The organism is Methanoregula sp. (assembly GCF_041645475.1).
Taxonomy (GTDB): domain Archaea; phylum Halobacteriota; class Methanomicrobia; order Methanomicrobiales; family Methanospirillaceae; genus Methanoregula.
The window spans coordinates 1-24,474 of sequence record NZ_JBAZQA010000026.1; the positions used below are offsets into that span (position 1 = coordinate 1).

Sequence of the window (24,474 nt, forward strand, 5' to 3'; positions counted from 1 at the left end):
CTTCGATGTGAAATTCTGCGAGGTTAATCCGGTTATGTCTGGCACATTTTGATTATCGCTGTACTAAGATATATTTCTAAGTATTACTTTATTCAAAACGCGGATATGTTACTGCGAAAGGTCGGGTGATGTACCCGAGCGTGCGAATCACGATCATCTCCTGTTCGAGAGCTGTTTTTAAGTCAAGGAGGGTCGCTGCATGGGAAATTCCGAACAGAAAAAATGCGGCACCAATGACGAGCGGGGTTATCGAACGGATCTTCACGTACCCTATGAGGCAGATCATCCCGATCAGGATGCAGAGAAAGAGATTGATGATCGTGACAGGATCAGGCAGCAGCTGCACAGGTACACCCCCTCATCAGGAGACAACGAGCATGCGATGCCGTCTCTTTTATAGGTTTTGGCTTACCGTGACGCCGGTACAGGTACGGTATGCCCGCTTTGGTATCAGGATCTCGAACCGTGCGCCTCTTCCGGGTGTTCCGGTTTCGCTGATCGTGATGCCGGTAATATCAAGGATTTCCCGCGACAGAGCAAGCCCGAGCCCGGTGTTTTTTCCAAACCCGCGTTCGAAGATCCTCTCTTTTTCATCGGGAAGAACACCGTTGCCATCATCCTCGCACACCAGAACCGGATCGCCCTCGTGCTCATCAACCGAGAACCGGATGGATGTGATCCCCCCGCCATACCGTACGGCATTGTCCATCAGGTTGAAAAAGACCTTCCTTATGAGCGGGTCGGCGAAAACCTCCCTGCGTTCCGGGATGTCGTTTATCACCCTGACCGGTCCGGTCGGGGCTTCTGCAGTGGCGGTCCCTACGAGTGCCCGGCAGTCCTGCCAGCAGGGGGCCCTGACGCCAATCTTCTCGTATTCTCCGGTGAAGCGGATCATGGCAGAGATCCGTTCTGCAGCGGCGGTTGCTTTCTGGAAATACTCGTTGCGCGTGGTATCGGGCTGATTCTTTCCGGCAATGCAAAGGTATCCCCGGAGCAGTGTCAGCTGGTTATTGATATCGTGCCGGGTGATCTGGGTGAGCAGCCGGAGTTTCCGGTTCGTCTGCTCAAGAGCCCCATTCAGTTCTGCCAGTTCGGCTGATCGTGCAAGCAGCTCGGCCTCAGTCTGCCGGAGCCGTTCAATATTCCGATCCAGTTTTCTGCGGCTGGAGAAGACCCCGGCGCACGTGAGGATGAGTCCTGTGATGAGGATGATCGTGAGGAGAAATATCTGGAACAGGGAAAATTCTGTGAGGAATTCTTCTATGAATTGAATCCCCATTGCGTAGATTATCAGTGCCAGGCCCAGTTCAAGCCGGAAATTATCGAATTTCCTGATGACCACAAAAATTATACTTGTTATGGAAAGGAGGGTAATTTCCGTGATTGTTGCATCAAGGTCAATTTCTCCGAATCTGCAGACGGTGGTTGTTGCAACCTGGAAGCTCACTGTCACGACAAGTGCAAGGATCAGGAATAGGGGGATATATTTCCGGGCGCGGGCAAAGACCGCAGACATACTGTTCTTTTGCCTGCTGATAAATTAAAAATCTGCTGGGTTTCAGCGGTATCGGTAATTTGATCTCATCGAACCCCCCACCGGTGTCCGCTCTCTTATTTACCTCCCAGCCGCCACATCCCCTTTGGAACCACAATCTCGAACCGTGCCCCTTTGCCCTGCTCTCCGGTTTCGCAGATCGTGATGCCGGTGATATCAAGGATTTCCCGTGCAAGGAAGAGCCCGACACCTTTCTTCTTCTGGAAATCCGGCAGGAAAATTCTTTTTTTGGCATCTTCCGGAACACCAATGCCATTGTCTTCGAAAAGCAGTTTCATGGATTCTTGCTCCTCACTATACCGGAAACTCACCCGTGTTGCCGTCTTCCCGTGAACGAGGGTATTATCTGCAAGGATCTGGAAAACCTGCTCCAGCAGGGGATCGGCGAAGATCTCCAGACCATTCAGCTCGACGGTATGCTGGATCCTCAGGAAATCCAGGTGGGAAATGGCCAGGAGGAACACCTGGCTGGCGTTCTGCCACTTTGATGGTTTGAGCCCGAGATCCTGATAACTCTGGGCGAATTTCAGGGAGTGGGAAATTTTCTGCAGAACCTCTTCCTGTCTTCCGATAATGGAACTGGCCGGGTGATCTGTCACCCTCTCTTTTATCAGGTGCTGGTACCCCGAAAGGGTGAAGACCAGGTTCTGGATATCGTTGAACGTCACATAGTTCAGGAGAGTCAGTTTCTTTTTTGCCTGCTCCAGGGCTTTTTGTGACCGGGTGCGTTCAGTAATATCCCTGACAATGTGAACTGCCCTCCTCACTTCTCCGGTGGGACTGAGTATGGGATCAACGGTCACCTGCAGCCAGCCATTTCCGTCACGCATCGGGATATCGATACTTTCCCGCTTCCTGCTCACCAGCATTCGCTTTCGCGGGCAATCCTGATTGAAGCACTCCGTCCCATGGATCAGTTCAAAGCAGTTCATTCCTGCAACCTGCCCGGCGGGTTTACCCAACAGGGTTTCAACTGCCCTGTTCGTACGAAGAATCTTCCCCTCAGGGGTTATCAGGGTGATCCAGTCGGATATGGCATTGAACGTTGAATCACTTTCATTCTGAAAGAGTGCAAGTGAATCATACTGTTCCCGGAGTTCTTCTTCTGCTGCGGCCAGCTGTTCATATGCCCCACGAAGTTCATCATCGGCTTTCTTTCGCCCGGTAATATCCCGTGCAACTACCTGGACCCCCCTGTAGACCCCATCCCTGAACACGGGGATTCCCGTTCCCTCGAAAACCGCATAGGAGCCGTTGCTTTTTTTTATCCGGAACTCAACCTGCTCTGCCAGGCTTCCGTTCTTCAGCTTCTCAATCGCGAGCTCCGTCTTTGCCACATCTTCGGCCGGAATAAAGTCCACATCTGCCTTTTTTCCCAGATACCACTCCGGGGGAAATCCAAGGATCCGCGTAACGGATGGCGACATAAAGGTGGTATATCCGTCAGGATCCATCACAATGATCAGATCAGAGATCCTTTCGGTGATGCCACGGAACTGCACCTCGCTCTCCCGCAGCGCCTCTTCCGTACGTCTCCGCACGACCGCGTAACGAATCTTATTCGAGAGTTCGGTAAACTGGCTCAGCGGCTCGCCGCCTTTCTGGATATAAAAATCAGCGCCGTTGTTGAGCGCTTCAATGACCACCTCTTCCCTCCCCCTGCCGGTGAAGATGATGAAGGGCGTTGGATTTCCCGATTCTTTGAGCTGCTTGAGAAACGTTATCCCATCCATCCCCGGCATCTGGTAATCGGAGACAATGGCGTCATACCGTGCTGTATTCAGATGAACGAGGGCCTCTTGTGCAGAAGTGAGTGTATCGACCGTAAATGCCCCCTCCCTTTCGAGGAAGTGTCGGGCAATCTCCAGCAGGTCGGGCTCATCATCGACATAGAGGATCCGGACGATATCTGCCATTATCCACCCTTCGCTCTTGAGCGCCACATATCTTTTGGTACTTCAATCTCGAACCGCGCCCCTTTGCCCGGCACTCCGGTCTCGTGGATGGTGATACCGGTGATCGCGAGGATCTCGCGCGAGATGGCAAGACCCAGGCCGGTGTTCTTCCCAAAGCCCCGCTCGAAGATCTTCTCCTTCTCAAAGGCCGCGACACCGTTCCCGTCATCCTCGCAGATAAGCGTACAGGCCGTGTCGGATTCCCGGAGGGAGAAACGGATGGTCGTGATCTTCCCGCCATAGCGTGCGGCATTGTCCATCAGGTTGTACATGACTTTGACAATCAGCGGGTCCGCCAGCACTTCCACACCGGCCGGGAGATCGTTCATTACCCGGACCTTCCCGAGCGGTGCGTTGCCTGCACCCGTATCAACAACCGCCCGCAGGTCCTGCCAGACAGGCGCCTGTGCGCCGATTGTCTCGTACTCCCGGGCAAACCGGATCATGGCAGCAATCCGCTCTGCGGCATTTCCCGCCTTCCTGCAATAGTCCGCGAGCCGGGGATCCGGGAGATCCGGTTCGAGCAGGCTGAGAAATCCCGTCAGCACGGTCAGCTGGTTATTGATATCATGACGGGTGATGCTGGAGAGGAGCGTGAGCTGCTTGTTCGCCTGCTGCAGTGCCGCGGAGATCCTCAGGAGCTCGTTTGCACGCGCCGTGAGCTGGTCTTCGAGCACCTTTTTCCTGGTGATGTCGATGAGGAAGAGGAGCGTTGCGGGGCGGTTCTCATACCGGACCGGTTTTCCTTTGGCGATCACTGACCGGTGGAGCCCGTCCCGGGAAAGAAGTTCGATCTCCGTGAGGGGAACCTCAGGCACATCCTGCAGGGCGGCCATACCGGAAGATACCTTTCCGTGCGACTCCTCTGCAATGTACGAGGTCAGGGCAGTACCTGCCATCTCACCGGCTGCATATCCCAGCGCCCTCTCCGCTGCCGGGTTAACATAGAGGATCTTCCCGTCATCACCGTACACGACAATATAATCCAGCAGGTTTTCCGCCCGCTTCGGGTCGAACGGCTCACGGCCGGCCGATCCTGCCCGATCCTGCGTCTTTGCGGTAACGTCCCGGATGGAGATGAGGTCTGCGGGTATACCTTCATACGTGACGATCTTGCCGATGCTCTCAACAGAAATCCTGTTTCCTTTGGCTGTGATGACCGCATAGTGTGCGATATAGGCATCGTGGCCCTCCGCAACCCGGGCAAAATCCGTGATAACATCGTTTTGGGATTCGGGTGCAATGAACTCCATCACGTTCCTGCCTGTCATGTCTGCACAGCTCCCGAGTTCAACCGTTTTGGCTGCAGCATTGTTGGCAAACAGGATCTTCCCTTCGAGATCGATGATAAGGATCGCTTCAAGGGAGTATTCCACCAGGGACCGGAACTTCTCTTCGCTCTCCTTCAGTCCAGTCTCGGCCCTCTTGCGCTCGGTAATATCGCGCAGGATCCCGGCAACTCCCGCCTCTGTCCCGTCCGCATGGAAGATGCGGTTCGCACTCAGTGATGCCGGCGTTTCTGTTCCGTCCCGCTTCCGGAGCAGCAGCTCGTAATCCCTGACATACCCTTTTGTTGTGATCTCGTCGATAAGGGCAGTTCGCTCATGCGGGTTGACGTAGAGAACGGTTGCAGGTTTTCCCAGCAGCTCTTCCGGCATCCATCCGGTGAGACGGTTCAGGGATGGGGAGAGGAGGGTAATGACCCCGCTTACGTCCGTCTGGTAGTAGAGATCTTCGAACGATCCAAAAATATGGCGGTACTGGATCTCGCTTTCCCGCAATGCCTCCTCCACCCTCTTGTTCTCAGTGACATCCCGGAACGTACCAATGAACATTTTTGTGGAACCGTCAGGGTTTTTTACGGGCACGATCGTGATCAGGGAATCAAAAACCGTACCGTCCCGCTTCCGGAACCGGAGGGGTCGTTCCTTCACGTATCCATCCCGCTCAACGTCCTTAAGAAAAACGGGACGTTCAGCCGGGTCTGCATAAATGGAGGGGACCGGGACCCGGAACATCTCTTCCCTGCTCTCGTACCCGAACATCTCAACCAGGGCATCATTGAAATCAATCCACTGCCCACCGGGTGTAGTGATGAACACGCAATCGAGCGTTGTCTTGAAGAACTGGCGGTAGCGCTCCTCGCTTTCCCGGAGCGCATCCTCGGCGAGTTTCCGCTCGTTGATGTCGTTGAGAAAGACCAGGACTGCCGGTCGATCGTCCCAGGTTATGATGACAACACTGAGTTCAACCCAGCGGGCTGTTTTGTCTTTCCGGTATAACCGGAAGGTATACTTCGGAGGTACATCCTCGCCCCGTAACCTCCGCTCGTAGCGGTCAGCAACCATGGCACGATCGTCGGGATGGATGAATGTGCTATAGGGCATGGAGATGAGTTCCTGCTCGGAATAGCCGGTTAATTCTGCCAGGTGCGGGTTAACCATCCGGAGCAGGGTATCCTGCACAACGTAGATTGCCTGGCTGGCATGTTCAATCAGGTGGCGGTAATCGTGTTCGCTTTTTTTAAGAGCCTTGATGGCCTGTGTCCGGGAGAGTGCGTGGCGGATCTTGTGCGCAAGCTCGGCAAACTGCGCTCTCGGGGCCCCGCCTTTCTGGAGGTAAAAATCAGCGCCTTCGTTGAATGCTTCGATGACAACCTCTTCGCGTCCCCTGCCGGTAAAGATGATGAACGGGGTGGTGTCCCCCGATGCCCTGAGGTGCTTGAGGAATGCGATGCCGTCCATCTCCGGCATCTGGTAGTCGGAGATGATGACATCATAGTTCTCGGTGCGCAGCCGGACAAGTGCCTGTCCCGCAGATGTGCAGGTGTCAACGGCAAATGCCCCGTCTTTCTCAAGGAAGAGTCTGGCCAGGTCCAGCAGGACCGGTTCGTCATCCGTATAAAGAACGCGGATAGCGTCCGGCATCATGCACTGCTCCCCTTTTTGCGCCATGTCCCCTCCGGCACCCGGATCTCGAACTCTGCGCCCCTGCCCGGCTCGCCGGTCTCGCGAATCGTGATGCCGGTAATATCAAGAATTTCCCGTGAAAGGGCGAGACCAAGACCGGTGTTCTTCCCAAAACCCCGGTCGAAAATCCTCTCCTTCTCGTCAGCAGGTATCCCGTCTCCATCGTCTTTACAGATAATAACTTTGTCCCCCTCCACGTCCTTTATGGAGAACTCAATGGTTGTGATTTTCCCGCCATACTGGACCGCGTTCTCCATCAGGTTGTAAAAAACTCTGGTTATGAGCGGGTCGGCAAAAACCTCTATGCCGGCAGGTATCCCGTTTTCCACCCGGATGGTTCCGAGCGGGGCCTCCATTCCGGCCTTTATTACGATGGTGCTGCACTCCTGCCACACAGGTGCCATGACGCCGATCTTCTCATACTCTTTCGTGAACCGGATCATGGCCGCAATCCGTTGTGCAGCATTGTCGATCTTCTGGAAGTACTCCGCGTATTGCGGGTCTGCGATCTTTTTCTCCAGCAGCTTGCGGTATCCCATCAGCGTGGTTATCTGGTTGACGATATCGTGCCTTGTTATGCCGGAAAGGAGCGTGAGTTTCTCGTTTGCAGCAGCGAGTTCCCGCTCTGCCCTCTTGCGGGTGGTTATGTCAACATGGGTTCCAACCATCCGGATAGGGCTGCCTTTGTTGTCCCGCTCGATCACTTTCCCGCGGGAAAGGATCCATTTCCAGTCCCCGTCCTTTGTCCGCATCCGGCACTCCACGGTATAAAACTCATCCTTGTTGCTGATATGGTCCCGGATCCGCTGTTCCGTTGGACCAAGATCCTCGGGATGGACGAGCGATCGCCATGTTTCGTGCAGGCCGGGCATCTCGTTTGGCTCATACCCGAGCATGGTGTACCAGCGGGGGCTGAAGAACGCGTTGCCCGAGGGGATATTCCAGTCCCAGAAGCCGTCATTGGTAGCTTCAAGCGTGAGCCGGTAGTTCTCCTCGCTCTTCCTGAGATCGGCTTCCATCTGCTTTTTCTGGGAGATATCTTTCTGCGTGCCTATCATCCGGCACGCCCCCCCGGTACTGTCGGTGATTAACCCCCCGGAGCTCTCCATCGGGATGTAGGTGCCATCCTTTTTTAAGAACCGGTATTCAACGTGATAATTCTCTGCTCTCCCGATTGTCCGGGCAAGTTCGGCCAGGGTGGATGTCCGGTCATCCGGGTGGACCATCTTTTTCCAGCGGTCAATATCAACCGGCGGGAACTCCTCCATCATGTAACCCGTTACCTGAAAAATTGCGCCGGACCAGTGGATCTTCCCGCTGGCGATATCGTAATCATAGAGAAGTTGTCCTGTTTTCTCTGTTGCGAGCCGGTATTTCTCGTCAGATTCGCGTAACGTGTCTTCTGCCCTCTTGCGCTCCGTGATGTCGATATAGGTTCCGAGCACTCCGATAACCTCTCCCGTGTCGTTGCGCAGGGGGATCTTGGTGGTGAGGAGCGTGATGGTATTTCCCGACGGGGTTTTCTGGGGCTCTTCAATGAACAGTTTTGACCCGCCGCTCTCAATCACGGCCCGATCGTCGCTGCGGTACAGGTCCGCCTGATCCCGCCATCCCATTGCGTAATCGTCCCTGCCGATGATATCTTCGGGGTCTTCAAACCCGGCATCCCGGGCGAACGAGGTATTGCAGCCGATATATTTCAGGTTCCGGTCTTTCCAGAATACCCGCACCTGGATGGAGTTCAGTATCCCCTCAAGGACCTCCCGGGCTTCCCGGTTCTGCTCTTCTGCCCTTTTGCGTTTTGTAATGTCTTCAAAGATGGTGGCAAACCTGCCCTTTGCCGGGGAGTAGGTCGAGATGGAGAAATACTTGTCGAGCGGCGGGAAGTAGGTCTCAAAGACTGCCGGCAGACCGGTTGTTGCAACCCGTGCATAGATGTCGAGATACGGGGGTTCGGTGACCCCGTAGGCTTGCCGGCTCGTCTTCCCGATAACAGCATCCCTTGCGATACCGAGATGTGTTTCGAATGCGGGATTGGTTTCTACGATCAGATAATCTTCGGGAACCCCGTGTTCATCGCACGTGAGTTCATGGAGGGCCGCACCTTCTGTCATATGGGTATAGAGAGTATGGAACCGGTCCTCGCTCATCCTGAGGCTCTCTTCCGCCTGTTTTCGCCCGGTAATATCCCGGAAATACCAGACTCTCCCGTAATATTTTCCGGTCTCCCCCAGCATCGGTGCCGAGAACCGCTCCAGTACCCGCCCGTCTTTTAACATGAGTTCTTCAGAACTCTTCTCCCCTTTACGTTTGTAGAGGTACCTTACCCGGGAGAGGAATGCTTCCGGATCGGCAAGCTGCTCCACGACAAACTGCAGTACTGGCTCATCGTTCCCGGATGTAATAACCGTATCCGGAATTTCCCAGACCCCGACAAATTTTTGGTTGTAATAGAGGATCTTCCCGGATTCGTCCACGACAAGGATGCCATCGGGAGCGGTCTCCTGCTGCGTTGAGAGGATGATGTTCTTGAACGTTATCTCTTCTTCAACCCGCTTGCGCTCCGTGATGTCCTGGATGACACCAATAACCCGAACCGGGATGCCATATGCATCCTTTTCGAGCCTTGCACTGGAGAATATTACTTTTGGGGCAGATCCGTCAGCAGGATGGACAGGAAATTCAAGAGCGTATATTTTTCCGGTGGTTATCATGTCGACGAGTGCCTGGTGGACCCGCACCCGCTCCGGGATGCAGGCTTCTATATCTGCAAGTGAGAGATATCCGGCAACGGGAGGATACCCAAAGGTGTGAATTGCCTCTGCCGATCCCCAGATCTTACCCGTCTCGATATCATACTCCCAGCTCCCGGTGTGACCGATCGCTTCGGCCATTGTCAGCCGCTCCTCATTTTTCCGGAGTGCACGTTCGCTTTCGGCAAGATGATCGTACTGCGCCCTCAGCTCTTCTTCTGCCGCCGCAACCTGCTCGTAGGCGGCGTGAAGGTCCTGGTGTTCTTTTTCCAGGGTCTCTTCCAGGCGCCTTCGTTCCGTGATATCCCGGATCGACTCAATAGCGCCGATGATGGCACCCTGCATATCATAGAGCGGGACGGCTTTTCCCCAGAGTTTTCCTTCTTTTCCCCGGGGTTTTGCATTGTTCGTCTCCGATGTAAGCACATCCCCGTCGACCCGGACAAAGGAGTAACTCGAACGGATCTCCAGTTCCGGTGCAAAAATCAGATCAATGAGGATGGGGCGACGGATGCCGTAGAACGGGATCGCGTATTCGTGATCTCCCCTCCCTATCATGTCCTGTGCAGGCACGCCGGTCATCTCTTCTATGGCCCGGTTCCAGGCTATCACCACGCCGTTCTTATCGATTGCAAATGTCGCGTCCGGGAGGAAGTTGAGGATGTCGGCTTCCCTCCGTTCGTGATCGTGAATGATCGTTTCCGCCCGCCTTTGCTGTACTGCCTGTCGGATCTTGTGGGACAACTCGGCGAACTGCGATTCCGGGTCGCCACCTTTCTGGAGATAGAAGTCCGCCCCGTTGTTGAGCGCCTCGATCACCACCTCTTCCCTGCCCTTGCCGGTGAAGAGGATGAACGGGAGGGTCCGAAATTCTGCACGCACGGTTTTTAAGAGGGTGATACCGTCCATCTTCGGCATCTGGTAATCGGAAACAACCGCATCGTAATGCTCTGATCTGATATGGGCAAGCGCGTCTTTTCCCGAGAGTACGCAATCAACAGAGAACCCCTTATCCTCTTCCAGGAACAGTTTGCCGATGTCCAGAAGGTCGCGATCATCATCAACGTAGAGGATACGGATCGTGTTCTGCATTATCTCCTCTCCCCGGTCATGCGCCACATGTCTACCGGCACCCGGATCTCGAAGCGGGCGCCTGCTCTCGGCTCTCCGGTCTCGGTAATCGTGATATCGGTAAGGGAGAGGATCTCCCGTACAAGGAACAGCCCGAGGCCGGTGTTTTTACCAAAGCCCCGTTCGAAGACCTGCTCTTTTTCATCGGCTGCAATCCCTATCCCGTTGTCTTCCCACACAATCACGAGATCCTGTCTCTCTCTGCGGGATGATACTTGGATTTCGGTAACCCGTTCCCCATGATGAATCGTGTTGTCCAGGAGATTTGAAAAGACTTTTTCCAGCATCGGGTCGGCAAATACCTGGACACCCCGGATGTCCGTGATCAGCGCAATCGGGTCCGGGACCTGTGAGCGGGGTATGACCTCCACGAGAGTTATCCACTGGGGCTCATGAGTGCCGAGGTTCTGGTAGATCCGGGTGAACTCGATCTGCGACCGGATCATGGTGATTGCGGTCCTCACTTTTCCCAGGTGATCTGCCTGCAAGGGAATCGTGCATTCCTTCTCTGCCATCTTCAGGTAGCCGAGGATAACGGTTATCTTGTTGAGGATATCGTGCCGGGTGATGCCGGTGAGCAGGGTGAGCTGGCGGTTTGCCCTGCGGAGTGCCAGCTCTGCATTCTTGCGCTCCGTGATGTCGATGGCGACTCCCCGGAACCCGATCAGGTTCCCGTCAGCGTCGGTTACCCGTGCCGGGCGAATCTCGATTATCATCTCGCGCCCGCTCGAGTTGTGGATGGGGATCTCGAACGGCACGCACGGCCCGTCTGATGCAGCAAGCCGCGAGAGTTCCTGTCTCGCAAAGGAACATCCCACGTCTGTGGTCAGGTCGGTTATCCGTTTTCCGATCCATCTCTCGGCAGGATAGCCCATGATCGTTTCGAACATGGGACTGATGTACAAAAATCTCCCCTGGACATCGACTTCCCAGACAATGTCCGGGGAAGTCTCCACAAGGGACCGGAACTTCTCTTCGCTCTCCCGGACTGCGGCCTCCGCCTTCTTGCGCTCGGTGATATCCTGGTTCGCACCGTGGGTCTTGATAGTCCGTCCTTCTGCATCTTTCGTGATGCCGATACGCACCACGATGTGCCGGATCTCGCCATCCCTCCGGATTATGCGATGCTCCCGCTGGGATGTATAATGCGGATCGGCCGCCTGTATCGCTTTTCGTGCTTCATCGGCAACGACTCCCTGGTCTTCCGGGTGAACGAATTTTCGGGTGTACGTTTCTGTGGTCATCTGGTTTCCGCCTTCACGCTCTGCCGTAGTACCATACAGGGTGTAGAACCGGTTATCGAAGGTGAACATATTCGTACTGAGATCGTGCTCCCAGTTCGCCAGGTGTGCCATGTCCATCGCCTCTCCGAGCAGTTGCCGGTTTTTCCGGAGTTCCTCCTCTGCCTTCTTGCGCTCAGTTATGTCTTCAATGGTGGAGAGAATGTGGGGTTTTCCATCCATCAGGATAAGACTTGATGAAAACAGGCAGGTCCGGATCTCCCCTGTTTTGATCAGGCACGACATTTCCATGCCATGAATGTCCTGCCGGCTCCGGAGGCAGGAGATCATCCGCCCGCGTTCACTGTTATCCGGGAAAAGCTGGAGTTCTTCGGCAGTTTTTCCAATCACATCTTCCCGTGAATACCCGGTCTCTTTTAGAAATGCCTCGTTGACATCGACAAATTTCCCGTCCGCTGCTGATGCGAGGGTGAGTGCAACCGGGCTGCTCTTAAAAACGGTAGCGAATTTCTTTCCTGATTCCCGTTCCCGTTCTTCAGCCCATTTTCGCTCGGTGACATCCCGGAAAGAGATAAAGACTGCATCGGTTTTTTGGAACCGGATCTTTTTACCTATGCATTCGATCCAGATCTCCCGCTTCGTCTCCGTGATGAGTTTATACAGGACAAGATATGCATTGACCCCCTGCACGATATTGGAAAAATCCCGTTGCAGGTTCTCCTGTGACTCCGGGGCCACATACTCAAGGACATTCTTCTTCCCGATCTTTGCGGAGTAATCCGGATCATCGATGATAAGGCCCGCCGCCCGGTTGGTAAAGAGAAGGATGCCGTTAAGATCCGTGATCAGGATCCCGTCAAGCGAGTGTTCCACGAGGACCCGGAACATCTCCTCGCTTGCCCGGAGCTCCTGGTTCTTCTGGATCAGCTCATCCCTGCTCTCCCGCAGCGCATTCTCCCGCATGCGGTCTGCGGTAATCTCGCGGATTGTGCCCATCAGGGCGGGTCGTCCCCGGTACATTCCCATTGAGGCGTGCAGTATGATATGAGCCCGCGTCTGCCCGTCCTTATGCAGGAGCGTGTATTCAACAGAATCGGGGATTGCCTCTCCTGCCAGTCTCTGCTGGTACCGCTGCTGTGCTTTTTTGCGGTCTTCGGGAGCAACGATGTCAGCGATCGATTTGCCGATGAGTTCGTTCTCGTCATACCCGGTCAGGGCGGCAAACGCACCACGGTTGTAAAAGACCAGGCCGCCGTCCTGGAGGATGAAGAACCCGTCGCGGCTGTGCTCGATCATGGTGCGGTACATCTCCTCGCTCTCCCGGATCCGCCTCTCTCCCAGCGCGAGCTCCTGGTACTGGCCCCTGAGCTCCTCTTCCGATGCGGTGAGCTGCTCGTATGCAGCCCTGAGCTCCTCATTTACCTGCCTCCGTGCCACGGCATGCCGGATCTTGTGCGCGAGCTCGGCAAACTGCGCTCTGGGATCTCCGCCTTTCTGGAGATAAAAATCCGCCCCGTTGTTGATCGCCTCGATCACTACTTCTTCGCGGCCCCGGCCGGTGAAGAGGATGAACGGGATGTCCCCGAACCGTTCCCGGACCTCTTTCAAGAATGCTATGCCATCCATGTCCGGCATCTGGTAATCGGAGAGGATGGCATCGTACGACCGGAAAGACGGGGATGCCAGTGCGTCATGTGCTGATGTTGAAGTCCCTACCCGGAACTCTCCGGACCGTTCAAGGAAGAGCCGGGCTATCTCAAGGAGGTCCGGTTCGTCATCGACATAGAGGAGGGAGATCATCACTGAGAACCATTAGAGATAGATGATCTACAGAGGAATACGATGATACAAAAAGATTCCCTTGTGGGGATCATCCTACGCCGGTTACATGATCTGGGCCGGGTTTGTCCCGGCATGATGGTGTTGCCCTTTCTCTCCTGATCCTCCGGGGAGCCACATTTTTACCCGAAGGCCCCGCCTTTCGAAACCGGGGCGACCCCTCGGTCGCCACCGTTCACGTCAGAACTCAGGCAATCCCCTACAGAGTGGTTTGGCTAAATGTCTTCGTGCTGTCGGAGGTACCTCATACCACCCGGTTTCCAGTGTGCGGGAAATCTCCTGAACGTCCGGTGCATCAGCCCTCGCCCCGCACTTTTTGCATTTCCAGCCCTTGCCTTTCCCATCGCTTGTCATCCGCTTGTTGCAGGCTTCGCAGATGGGGGGGCGGGTTGTCTCTGCTTTTTTAAGCGAGACGATTTTTATCTTTTCTAAGTTGATGCTCTCTTTCTTGCAGCTCCCGCACGCGATCACGGTATCGCCCGGCACCAGCTGGCGGATGATCTGCCGGAAATTCTTTGTGGGTTCATAGGCCATGCACCGGACAATCCGTTCCTCCTCACAGAGCGTGAATGAGACATGGCCCCCGGTTCCGGTTTTTGGCGTTTCAGCTACCGTTCCCCGGACATAGTACGAGATACCCTCATCGAGGAGGCCGATCGTCCCTGCAATAAGATGGGCATCGGTTCCCTGGTTCGTAACCCAGATCTGTTCGAGCGCAGGCTTTTCTGATATGATCATCTGCCGGGCTGCCATCACCCATTGCGGGCTCTCGCCCCGGATCCCGAACAGGACCGGGTCGGGTGTGTGGGGAACGCAGACCACGACATCATTTGCCACGTCGACGGTATCCCATGTATGGGGGAAGGTTGCCGCCTCCGCGGCAAACAGGCTCGCCCGGTCAACGTTACGGGGCGTGCCGAACCGCTGCGGTTCGCGGTACACAAGAATCTCTGAGGTCCTGTCTGCAAGCTCGCTTGCAACCGCTGCCGTTGCACCGATCAGACCCCGGCGGTTCTTCCAGCCCCGGTACCGGGCTCCTGCCGCATCAAGGATGCCGGTCGCCTCATCAACCGTGCAGAAACCCGTAACCGCTTTCCGGTAAAATGCGGCATCCGGCTTCCTGTCGGTAACTACTACACCGGGATTGGTATTCTCACAGGAAAAATCGGCAAGCTCCTCCACGATCCCGCACGCGAGATCAAATGCCCGATCCGCGTCTCCGACAACGTTGAACGCAATTGCGGCATTCCCCCGGGTCTTGAAGGTCACGTTCGGGTTGAGCCGGACGAGCCGGGCCTCGCGCACACGCATGTGGTCGCAAATCAGCCTGCGGGCCAGAACTGCCCCGAGGTAAGTGGTGCACATTCCGCCCGGGGAATCCGTGTCATCAATGCCGATCAGCATGTCTATATTAATATATGGGCACGCTCCATCCATTTGTATCTGCATGTCTCAGGACCGCCAGCTCCAGCTGGTTACCAGTGTCATGATAACTGCCGGGTTCGATGTCTCCGAGCGCTTCAGCCTGCGCCCACGGAGTTTCGACCTCATCGCCCGCAACAACCGGACCCTGCTCGTCATCAAGGTAGTGGCCCACATCGACTCCGTGAGCGAGGAGGTGGCCTTCGATCTCGATCTCATCTCCCGTCACCTGGGTGGTGTGCCGCTGATCGTGGGCGAACGGGCCCGGGACGCGGAGCTGGAACGCGGGGCCGTGTACGTCCGGTACGGCATCTACGCGATCAGCCCGTCAACCCTCTATGATTACTTTGCCGAGAAAATACCCCCGCTCGTCTACGCATCCCCTGGCGGGCTGTACGTCAACATCAACGGCGATGCCCTCAAGGATCTCCGCGAGAAGCGCAGCATGTCCCTTGGGGATCTCGGCCATGTACTGGGAGTCTCACGGCGAACGATCAGCAAGTACGAGAGCGGCATGGGAACAACGCTCGAAGTAGCCATCCGCATCGAGGAGTTTTTTGATACCGGCGTAGTGGAGTCGATCGACCTGATCGGGCACGCACCACCAAAAGCTATGGAACCGGAACCCACGATCCCCGGTACTGTACTCAAAAGTCCCATGGAGTTCCTGGAGCAGATCGGCGTGCGGATGCACGCGCTCCACGGCGCACCGTTCCAGGCCCTCCTCACCTTCGAGAAGCACACGATCCTTACCGGCTACGGGCCGGCCCAGAAAGTGGTAAAAAGAGCAGCGCTCATCGGCAATCTTTCGCAGATAGCAAAAAAGCATGCAATGTGCGTGATTACCGACTCCACGAAAGAGAAGAAGATAGGAAAGACGCTCGTGATCAGCGAGCAGCGGCTTCACCGGATAGAAGATGGTTTCGAACTGCTCGACCTGCTGGGCGAGTGAACTTTTTTCAACAACCTATATATAGAACCACAAACCAATTTTAGTGCTAAAAGTGGTGATTTTTATGTCACAGCAACTTGGAGGACAACAGATACTTATTCTCAAAGAAGGCAGCACCCGTACCCGCGGCCGCGACGCCCAGGGTATGAACATCACCGCCGCAAAGGCAGTGGCAAGTGCAGTCAGGACCACGCTCGGTCCCAAAGGTATGGACAAGATGCTCGTCGACACAATCGGCGATGTAGTCATCACAAACGACGGTGTCACGATCCTCAAGGAAATGGACATCGAGCACCCGGCCGCAAAGATGATGGTCGAGGTAGCAAAGACCCAGGATGATGAAGTCGGCGATGGTACTACCACCGCAGTCGTCATTGCCGGAGAACTCCTCAAGAAGGCAGAAGACCTCCTCGAGCAGGATGTCCACCCGACCATCATCGCAGCCGGCTACCGCCAGGCGGCAGAGAAGGCACAGGCACTTTTAAAGGACCTCGCCTTTGATGTCAAGGCAACCGACAAGGCGCTTCTCAAGAACATTGCCGGCACCGCAATGACCGGCAAGGGTGCAGAAGCAAGCAAGGAGAAGCTCTGCGACCTCGTTGTCAGGGCTGTTGTCATGGTCACGGACGATGACGGTAAGGTCGACATCGAGAACATCAAGGTCGAGAAGAAGACCGGCGGTTCAATCGAGGACTCCGAGATTGTTGAAGGCGTGCTTATCGACAAGGAACGCGTTCACCCCTCGATGCCCAAGAAGGTTACCGGCGCAAAGATCCTTCTCTTAAACGCAGCAGTCGAGTTCAAGAAGACCGAAGTCGATGCCGAGATCAACATCACCTCCCCCGACCAGCTCCAGGCATTCCTCGACGAGGAAGAGCGCATGGTCAAGGGTATTGTTGACAAGATTGTCAAGAGCGGTGCAAACGTCCTCTTCTGCCAGAAGGGCATTGACGACATTGCACAGCACTACCTTGCAAAGGCAGGAATCTTTGCAACCCGCCGTGTCAAGAAGAGCGACATGGAGAAACTCGCCCGGGCAACCGGTGCAAGCCTCGTCTCCTCCATTGATGCGATCAGCAAGGAAGAACTCGGGAAAGCAGGCCTTGTCGAAGAGCGCAAGGTCGGCGGCGAAGAGATGACCTTTGTCGAGCAGTGCAAGAACCCGAAAGCGGTCTCCATCATCGTCAAGGGCGGTACCGAGCACGTAGTCGACGAACTCGAACGCGCTATCCACGACGCACTCCGCGTTGTCGGTGTCGTTGTCGAGGACAAGAAGGTTGTCGCCGGTGGCGGTGCAATCGAGACCGAGCTCTCGCTCCGTCTCCGCGAATATGCAGCAACCGTTGGTGGCAGGGCACAGCTCGCCATCGAGGCATTTGCATCAGCACTCGAAGTCATCCCGCGCACCCTTGCAGAGAATGCAGGCCTTGACCCCATCGACATGCTTGTCGAGATCCGGGCAGCCCACGAGAAGGGTAAGAAGACGTACGGTCTCAACGTGTTCGAAGGCAAGGCCGTCGACATGAAGGCAGCCGGCGTTGTCGAGCCCCTCCGCGTCAAGACCCAGGCCATCTCCTCCGCAGCAGAAGCCGCGGTCATGATCCTGCGCATTGACGATGTCATTGCCTCCTCCAAGAGCCCGATGCCCGAAGGCGGTATGCCTCCGGGTGGCATGGGTGGAATGGGCGGCATGCCTCCGGGCATGGGCGACTACTAACCCGACATTTTTTTCCTTTTTTCCTCGTACGAGAGGTCTTTCCTGCACTTTGGTGCAGTTACTCCGCGTCTATTCAAATCCTCTGTACTGTCCGCATAGCCAGCGACTGACAACCGGCATATCCTCTCATCAGCGATCCGTGCACGGGTCAGAACCTCCTTTACTACGACGTTCCCTTACCCCCAATCACACACCAGAAGAAGAGCGGGTCGAGGGGGATGGCACCTTTTATCCATAGCGGATTGACCCTTGATACTGCAGGATATCGCAGGAGAACGTATCAGATCGATCTCTTTCCTACAACTTGTGAAAAAAAGGAATGTGTTGCGTAAAAAAATGCACTCAGATTGTACCCGAGAAGTTCTGTCCGTCCTTGACAATGATGACACACTTCATCTGGGGATAGCCGGGGTCTATAACGGTAAACGTCCCTACCCGATCACCGAACGTGTACGAAAAGCTGGCTCCGGGAATGATATCGCTAGATTTGAACATGGTTGTGCCCGCTTCCGTTGTTCCTTTCACCACGTGATTCACGGTATCGTCATTTCTCCAGGTAATTCCTGTTCCCGGAAGAACCGTGAGTTCTTTGGGAGTAAAGGTATTGTTGGTCATGGAAAAGACCGTGATCTTGGTCTGGGGTGTCAGGCTTACGTGGGGGGTTGCTGCTATTGTCGGCACACTTTCTGTCACGTTCGTTATAACCTGGAGCGTGGTTTCCCTGGTTGCGACAGCCGTAACCGCGGGAGCAATGGGAGTTCCGGCTGCGGTCGGTACCAGGGTTGGTTCCATGGTGGCAACAGGGGTCTCAACGGTAGTTGGGACGGTGGTCTGAGGAGTAGTTGCCGGTGCCGGCTGTAACTGTGCACATCCGCTGACCGCGACCAGAAGGATTACAAGAACAAAGAATCCGAACAATTTCTTCATATACTCAATGTTGAATTCGTCGGATAATTAAATTTACTGCAATCCCCGCCATTATTTTTCCTTCAGCACGCCAGATCTTGCAGGAATCGGATGATGGTACTGATATCGGATTATTCATGTCAGGCAACTCCTCTCGTTTCATCCGGCCTCCCGTCCCTGTTAAAAAGCCGGATCTCTGTTCTTTCCGGGAGTGTATCCTGGCATCAGCTTAATGAACACGAACGTATCCAGTATCTCCCATGAGCGAGAGATTCATCTTTACCCGGTACAGGACCGACTGTTACCATTGCAAAAAGAATGCAGACCAGATTATCAAGGCCGTCCCGTACCAGGCACTGGTTGCCTGCGAGGCGTGCGGGGCAACCCGGGTCTTTGTTCCCCGTGTGGAAGATGTCGATGCCGCGGGTACCTTAACAAAGATCGGGAAGTACCCGGTCTGGGAGCTCATGCAGGAAGCAACCTGCAGGCACTGTATGGTGACCGGCCCCCACGACATCATCGTGAGCTCCCGCCACCTCACCGTCCGGTGCAGGAACTGCACGTTTACGCATTTCTATAAATTCGACCTGGAATATATTGCAAAGGATGCACTGACCCCTCAATAAACCGGAATACCCCGGTTTTTGTCAGTCACCACAACACGACGTGAGGAGCGGGTAACTGTTGGCGTACCGCTCGATGATCTCCTCCACCCTGGTTCTGAGTTTTGGGTCTTTTGCCAGCAGGAAGAAAATGATCTCATTATCCGTGATGGTCAGCGGATCCATGCCGGTGAGCTCGTTCAGCCGGGAACCGCGCTCCCGGACATACCCGTCATGTTTTACCCGCGGAAAATGCTGGTAGATCATAAGGACGGAATTTTTGTCCATGCGATCCGCGATCTGTTTTACTTCCGCAAAGAGCAGGTGTTTTTCCGTTGGCCTGCTCTCCTCGAGCCCCGTATCGGGATCAAGGAAAATGAGGGATTTCTTCGGGATCCTGGGCAGGATATTTGAAAAATACCGGGTGCGATCCTGGTGGGTGAATTTCTGGTCGGAAACAATATGGGCGAGGATCTGTTCCTTGTTGAAGTACCCGCGGATATGCTGGAAATAGTCGAGATCGTCTTCGATCTCCTGGAGGCGCTCCATCTGGGCAACAAGATCCAGGTTCTGGCTTCCGGCTTTTCCGCTCTTCTTTGCTTTGGCAAGGTCCGTTTTTCCGCACTTCTTCCCGCGGGCACCCTCATCCGCTCCGGTGAGCATGGGGATGAACGAAAAACTGTCGAAGGCCGGGTCTGCCTTCATGATGTGGCGCACGAGATCGAACGTGAAAAGGTCCCGCGTATCGCCAAAATTCATACGGTTCATGGCATCAGCTTCGCGGAGATATATAAAAAGGAAATTAAAAAAGGTTGTGATACATTTCTCCCTAAACGAGAATGATGGTTTTTATTTCTGCTCTTACTTTTCTTCCCGGATCATGGTGATGGCCTTTTTCGGGCATTCGTTTGCACAGATGCCGCAGCCCTTGCAGAAATCCAGGTCGATGTTAAGCTCCTCGTCAATCGTCCCGTCCGGACAGTAGGTTGCACAGAGCCCGCATTCATTGCATTTCTCTTTGTCCACCACCGGCCGGAATACCCGCCAGGTCCCGGTCTTTCCGGCTGCGCCAACAACGGGCTGGCTTATTGCGAGGCGCTCGCGCTTTATGCTGCTCATATCTTCATCTCCTTGTATGCTGCCTCAGCTGCCTTGACATTGCGCTCATCGGAAAACATCTCGCGGATGGCGACTTTTGCCGAGTCCACCGATATGATTCCCATCTTTGCAAGTGCCCCGAGCACCGGTGTGTTCAGGATCGGGCTTCCGGCAACAACCAGTTTCTCCTTCAGGGCTATACCCGTAAGGTCTACATGGCCCGAGGAGAACCCGGAGAATTCCTTGGCATGGGCGCTGTTGATGAGAACTTTCCCGCCGGTTTTTAAGCCCTGGAGGACATCGACCACATCCATGACACTTGCATCAAGAACGATGACCATGTCGGGCTTCTTGATCTGGCTGTAGATCTTGATGGGCTTGTCATCGATCCGGACAAACGATACAATGGGTGCCCCGCGGCGTTCCGCCCCGTAGAACGGGCAGGCCGTTGCATACTTGCCATCGTGGATTGCCGAAAGCGCAAGGAGCCGGGCTGCGGTAACCCCGCCCTGGCCGCCCCGGGAATGGATGCGGATCTCAAACACGGTCGCTCACCCCGAACCAGAACTCTTCTCCTATGCGACGGTTCCGGACAAAGTCCGCGATGTCGTCGTACGTGACCTCCTGCCCTCCGATGCCGGCGATGACGCTGAAGACCGCTTCCCTTGTCTGGGCCATGATCTCTGTTGCAAGAATTCCCCCGCGGCCAAACGAGTAGTCGCGGTCGATAACAACAACCTGTTTTCCCTCAAGGTCGAGCTTCGGGAACGGTCGGAACCAGCGCAGGCGCATGGAACCGGCCTTTATTCCCTCCTTACGGAGCAGGTCGACGGCAACTTCCGCCTCTTTCCCGAGTGTCCCCATCGAAACGATCACGACTTCGGCATCCTCGCAGCAGTAATCCTCGGTGAACCCGTATTTCCTGCCGAACCGTTTGTTAAATTCCGTCTCGGTTTCTTCGATGACCTTCACGGAATCCCGCATGGATCGTTCGATGTCCCAGCGGAACCTGAACTGCTGGTCGGGACCGGTGAGACCCCCGTATGCGGTGGGCTTCGTTACGTCAATGGCATGGGCGAGGTGTAACGGCGGGATGAAGTCGCCCAGGTTCACGGTCTCAAGCGGCTGCATGATGTGGGAGAGCGTGAAACCGTCAAGGTTCACCATCACCGGCAGGAGCACATTGTTGTGCTCGGCGATCCGGAATGCCATGAGGGTTGCATCGTAGGCTTCCTGCACGGAGCTGACATAGACCTGGAGCCAGCCGGTATCGCGCTCCTGGAGGGCGTCGGTGTGTTCTGCCCAGATGTTCCAGCCGGGCCCAAGGGAGCGGTTAACGTTTGCCATGACAATCGGGAGCCGTGCGCCGGCTGCCCAGTTGGTCATCTCGTGCATGTAGAGAAGGCCGTGGGAGCTCGTTGCCGTGAACGTCCGTGTGCCGGTAATGCTTGCCCCGATACAGGCCGCCATCGCCGAGTGCTCGCTCTCGACTGCGATATACTTACTCTTCAGCTCGCCGCTCGAAACAAATTCGGCAATCTGTTCAACGATCTCGGTCTGGGGCGTGATTGGGTATGCAGCAACCACGCCGGGGATCACCTGTTTGACCGCTTCTGCCACGGCCTTGTTCCCGGTTGCGATCTTCTTCATGGTTCTGCCTCCTCTGCTGCGAGTTTTGCCAGGTTCTTTGCCAGCCGCTGTTTTATGATCTCGACGGTTTTGGTATCAATACCCTTGAACCGTCCCTGCGGGGCAAGGTAATCCTCGAGCGGGAGGGGTTTTCTCATGGCAGCTTTCGAGGGGGGCGTGATCGTAAGTTTCCCGTACTCGCGCTCCCAGAGCACCCACATGCCGGTCTTGACAGCGAGTTTGCCCATCTCAACGCTCTTCTCCGTTGAATAGCGCCACCCGGGGGGGCACGGGGCCAGGATGTGGATGAAGGTTGGCCCCCTGAACGTGAGCGCCTTCTGGACTTTCTTGAACAGGTCCTGCGGGTAGGCTGCGCAGGCGGTTGCCTGGTACGGGGGGTTGTGGGCGGCGATGATCGCATCGATATCCTTCTTGGCATCGGTCTTTCCCGCCGGGGTGGTGGTTGTTTTTGCCCCGAGCGGCGTTCCGCTGGACCGCTGCATGCCGGTGTTGCCGTAGGCCTCGTTGTCGTAGCAGATATAGAGGAAGTCCGTGCCCCGCTCGAATGCCCCGGACATGGCCTGGATGCCGATATCGAGCGTTCCGCCATCTCCTGCGTACACGATCACGTTCGTCTTTTTCCCTGCAGCGCGGAAGGCGTTGCTCATGCCGGAAGCGCAGGCAGCTGCTGCACCAAAGGCGATGTTGTATACCGGTACATTGAATGCAGTGTTCGGGTAGATCCCCTGGATGACGCTGGTACAGCAGGCGGGCACGACCAGCGTGGTATCCGGGCCTGCCGCCTTGAGCACGTACCGGAGGGCGAGCGAATCGCTGCACCCGGCACAGGCCGAAGTACATTTCAGGATATATTCTTCTTTGGGAATTTCGGCGATGGTATTCAACTCCTGCAGAGATGTGAACGATCAGGGAGCGCTGTAGTGCGACCCAACGATCTATCATTATTTATCATCACCGTGGGTGAAAAAAGTATCATAATCGTTCTGGAGGTGCTGCCCCTTTGTGAGGAATGGTGTCTCCCCCGGTGGGTGGTGGTGAGGGGGATGGGGGGTCATATCGGGCATTATCGATCTTGGAAATGTCCGGTTATTACACTCCACCTCACTTGTTGTCGGTTGTTAATCTCTCTTTTCCGAAGGGTATCCAGTTGATGCACCGTAGCATCAGAAGTAAGAATCTGCTCCTTCCGGCTTCATTTCTAATTCCCTTGAATACGGGGAATTAAAATCCGGGTTGTTGATTCTTCCAGCGTTTTTGGGCCGACTCGTTTGAGGTCTTTCGTAATCCCATCCGAGCAAACGGTTCGGAATTGCACTGCGATTGTGCCGTCATCCATTATATAACATCAGTACCGCAGGCTTTCAGAAGTGCAATCTTCCTTTGTCTCTGGCTGATGCAAATACGGTGCAGCCTATACCTTCACTCCACGCACTCCAATGGGTTATATGGCGACAATGATAATACGCCCCATATATGACAACCGTGGCGAGTGCCTTTAAGATTGATGCTGTATTAGAAAGAAAACATCATTCAATGACGGCAGATGGTCTTGGTATTGGCGAATTGATCTTTTCAATTACCAATGATGGAGACACTATCAACGCGTCAGAGATATCGATGGCAATAGCGTTTACGGGTCAAACTAGCAAATACCCACTGCCATTTCCCGAAGGGATTTCGATGATTAAAAAGGGGGAATGTGTTGTCTTCAACTCAAATCCAAAATCTTTAACGAGAAACTCTGGCGCTGTGATCGTTCTTATGAATATTTCTGATGGTCAAGAGATTATACGAGTGAAAGTTCGCGATATTCCATAAATAAAAAGATGAACGCCGCTGCAATGTCGTATCTAGGGTATGGCAAAATTTTATACTTAGTTTGATTACTACCCATACAATTTAAAAAAAAGATATTGTGACCATGAAGTGATGTAAGATGACAGGAGAAAAATATGAAGGTGTGCTTGGCATTCCTGAAATTATTAAGGAGATGGCAGAAGATCTATTACAGATCTGGAATGAAGAAAATGAAAGTAGGTACCTTGAAGCAATCTTATTAAATTATAGTTTCATCGAAAACATTTTGAAATATTCTCTTTTTTTAAAAATTACTAGTGATTATGCCCGCGACCAAGCAACTACAAAAAAGAAAAATTTTGATGACGAAACTCACGGACAATTTGGCGATCGAATGAAGTCATTTTGTAGTAATATGACGTTTTATCAAGCTCAAAATATCTCTTTGGCAAAAGGACTTATTGAGTTACCTCTCTACGAAAAAATTGACAAAATACGATCTGGCCGGAATAATATTGTCCATGAATTATGGCTATACAATCAAAGAAATGACGCGAAAAAAATGAAAATTGAACTAAATTCAGCTATTGAGGTAACAATAGATTTGGCAGAAACCTCGCTTAATTTGGTAAAAGAAATAAATATTCCTCAATTGTTGGAGATTGAGTTCTTTTTCCCACGTCGAAAGGAGAAAGTAGTGGGTACCAAACATCATGCAAAGACATGAATGTGCGGCAAATACATTTTCTCATTTTAATTGTAGGACTTACGCAGTTGGTTTCGACCGAAAGATCTAAGGACTAGTAAAACCCATTCGAAAGTTAGACAAACCCGGAATGGAGAACGAAGCGCGTGAATCCCCCGAAATGCACGAGCAGCAGTTTTGT

At 54.3% G+C, this 24,474-nt stretch carries 18 protein-coding genes; 5 read left to right on the forward strand and 13 right to left on the reverse strand.

Annotation, left to right across the window (positions count from 1 at the left end; translation table 11 throughout):
• Nucleotides 1-88 precede the first annotated feature (88 nt).
• The 7 genes from WC598_RS14885 to WC598_RS14915 all read right to left on the reverse strand — a co-directional run bounded on the left by WC598_RS14885 (nucleotide 89) and on the right by WC598_RS14915 (nucleotide 14,847).
• Nucleotides 89-346, reverse strand: coding sequence for a hypothetical protein (locus tag WC598_RS14885; protein WP_372962296.1), 258 nt, complete (start codon nucleotides 344-346; stop codon nucleotides 89-91).
• Nucleotides 347-394: 48 nt separating this feature from the next.
• A complete protein-coding gene (locus WC598_RS14890) occupies nucleotides 395-1,516 on the reverse strand; it encodes a sensor histidine kinase (protein ID WP_372962297.1) in 1,122 nt (373 codons plus the stop codon).
• Nucleotides 1,517-1,611: 95 nt separating this feature from the next.
• Nucleotides 1,612-3,471, reverse strand: coding sequence for a PAS domain S-box protein (locus tag WC598_RS14895; protein ID WP_372962298.1), 1,860 nt, complete (start codon nucleotides 3,469-3,471; stop codon nucleotides 1,612-1,614).
• Complete coding sequence (locus WC598_RS14900) at nucleotides 3,471-6,464, reverse strand: PAS domain S-box protein (RefSeq protein ID WP_372962299.1); 2,994 nt, start codon at nucleotides 6,462-6,464, stop codon at nucleotides 3,471-3,473. The genes WC598_RS14895 and WC598_RS14900 overlap by 1 nt, the downstream gene beginning before the upstream one ends.
• Nucleotides 6,437-10,324: a PAS domain S-box protein gene (locus WC598_RS14905; protein ID WP_372962300.1), complete on the reverse strand. Its 3,888-nt coding sequence runs from the start codon at nucleotides 10,322-10,324 to the stop codon at nucleotides 6,437-6,439. The genes WC598_RS14900 and WC598_RS14905 overlap by 28 nt, the downstream gene beginning before the upstream one ends.
• Nucleotides 10,324-13,404 carry a PAS domain S-box protein gene (locus WC598_RS14910; protein WP_372962301.1) on the reverse strand — a complete coding sequence of 1,027 codons (3,081 nt, stop codon included), beginning with the start codon at nucleotides 13,402-13,404 and terminating at the stop codon, nucleotides 10,324-10,326. The genes WC598_RS14905 and WC598_RS14910 overlap by 1 nt, the downstream gene beginning before the upstream one ends.
• Before the next feature lie 219 nt (nucleotides 13,405-13,623).
• Nucleotides 13,624-14,847 (reverse strand): DUF1743 domain-containing protein, encoded by a 1,224-nt coding sequence (locus WC598_RS14915; RefSeq protein ID WP_372962302.1) that lies wholly within the window; start codon nucleotides 14,845-14,847, stop codon nucleotides 13,624-13,626.
• Nucleotides 14,848-14,890: 43 nt separating this feature from the next.
• Between WC598_RS14915 and WC598_RS14920 the strand changes: the two genes are divergently transcribed.
• Together WC598_RS14920 and thsA are read left to right on the forward strand one after the other, a co-directional pair.
• Entirely contained in the window at nucleotides 14,891-15,817 is a 927-nt protein-coding gene (locus WC598_RS14920; protein WP_372962303.1) for a transcriptional regulator, read from the forward strand.
• Between the two features lie 64 nt (nucleotides 15,818-15,881).
• Complete coding sequence (gene thsA, locus WC598_RS14925) at nucleotides 15,882-17,534, forward strand: thermosome subunit alpha (protein ID WP_372962304.1); 1,653 nt, start codon at nucleotides 15,882-15,884, stop codon at nucleotides 17,532-17,534.
• A 342-nt stretch (nucleotides 17,535-17,876) separates the two neighbouring features.
• Here thsA and WC598_RS14930 read toward each other — a convergent pair whose 3' ends face one another.
• Nucleotides 17,877-18,461: a hypothetical protein gene (locus tag WC598_RS14930; protein ID WP_372962305.1), complete on the reverse strand. Its 585-nt coding sequence runs from the start codon at nucleotides 18,459-18,461 to the stop codon at nucleotides 17,877-17,879.
• Nucleotides 18,462-18,700: 239 nt separating this feature from the next.
• On the opposite strand from WC598_RS14930, the gene WC598_RS14935 reads away from it, so the two are divergent.
• A complete protein-coding gene (locus WC598_RS14935) occupies nucleotides 18,701-19,066 on the forward strand; it encodes a hypothetical protein (RefSeq protein ID WP_372962306.1) in 366 nt (121 codons plus the stop codon).
• A gap of 21 nt (nucleotides 19,067-19,087) precedes the next feature.
• Here WC598_RS14935 and WC598_RS14940 read toward each other — a convergent pair whose 3' ends face one another.
• The 5 genes from WC598_RS14940 to WC598_RS14960 all read right to left on the reverse strand — a co-directional run bounded on the left by WC598_RS14940 (nucleotide 19,088) and on the right by WC598_RS14960 (nucleotide 22,665).
• The gene (locus tag WC598_RS14940) at nucleotides 19,088-19,810 is read right to left on the reverse strand and encodes a hypothetical protein (RefSeq protein ID WP_372962307.1); all 723 of its coding nucleotides are present in this window, start codon (nucleotides 19,808-19,810) and stop codon (nucleotides 19,088-19,090) included.
• 93 nt (nucleotides 19,811-19,903) lie between these two features.
• Entirely contained in the window at nucleotides 19,904-20,161 is a 258-nt protein-coding gene (locus WC598_RS14945) for a 4Fe-4S binding protein (protein ID WP_372962308.1), read from the reverse strand.
• Nucleotides 20,158-20,685, reverse strand: a complete 528-nt coding sequence (locus WC598_RS14950) for a 2-oxoacid:acceptor oxidoreductase family protein (RefSeq protein ID WP_372962309.1) — start codon at nucleotides 20,683-20,685, stop codon at nucleotides 20,158-20,160. The genes WC598_RS14945 and WC598_RS14950 overlap by 4 nt, the downstream gene beginning before the upstream one ends.
• Nucleotides 20,678-21,790 carry a pyruvate ferredoxin oxidoreductase gene (porA, locus tag WC598_RS14955; RefSeq protein WP_372962310.1) on the reverse strand — a complete coding sequence of 371 codons (1,113 nt, stop codon included), beginning with the start codon at nucleotides 21,788-21,790 and terminating at the stop codon, nucleotides 20,678-20,680. Before porA ends, WC598_RS14950 begins: the two co-directional genes overlap by 8 nt.
• Nucleotides 21,787-22,665 carry a thiamine pyrophosphate-dependent enzyme gene (locus WC598_RS14960; RefSeq protein ID WP_372962313.1) on the reverse strand — a complete coding sequence of 293 codons (879 nt, stop codon included), beginning with the start codon at nucleotides 22,663-22,665 and terminating at the stop codon, nucleotides 21,787-21,789. Before WC598_RS14960 ends, porA begins: the two co-directional genes overlap by 4 nt.
• 598 nt (nucleotides 22,666-23,263) lie before the next feature.
• Between WC598_RS14960 and WC598_RS14965 the strand changes: the two genes are divergently transcribed.
• Together WC598_RS14965 and WC598_RS14970 are read left to right on the forward strand one after the other, a co-directional pair.
• On the forward strand, nucleotides 23,264-23,608 hold the full coding sequence (locus WC598_RS14965) for a hypothetical protein (protein ID WP_372962311.1): 345 nt from the start codon (nucleotides 23,264-23,266) through the stop codon (nucleotides 23,606-23,608).
• A gap of 118 nt (nucleotides 23,609-23,726) precedes the next feature.
• A complete protein-coding gene (locus tag WC598_RS14970) occupies nucleotides 23,727-24,314 on the forward strand; it encodes a hypothetical protein (protein ID WP_372962312.1) in 588 nt (195 codons plus the stop codon).
• Nucleotides 24,315-24,474: the final 160 nt, after the last annotated feature.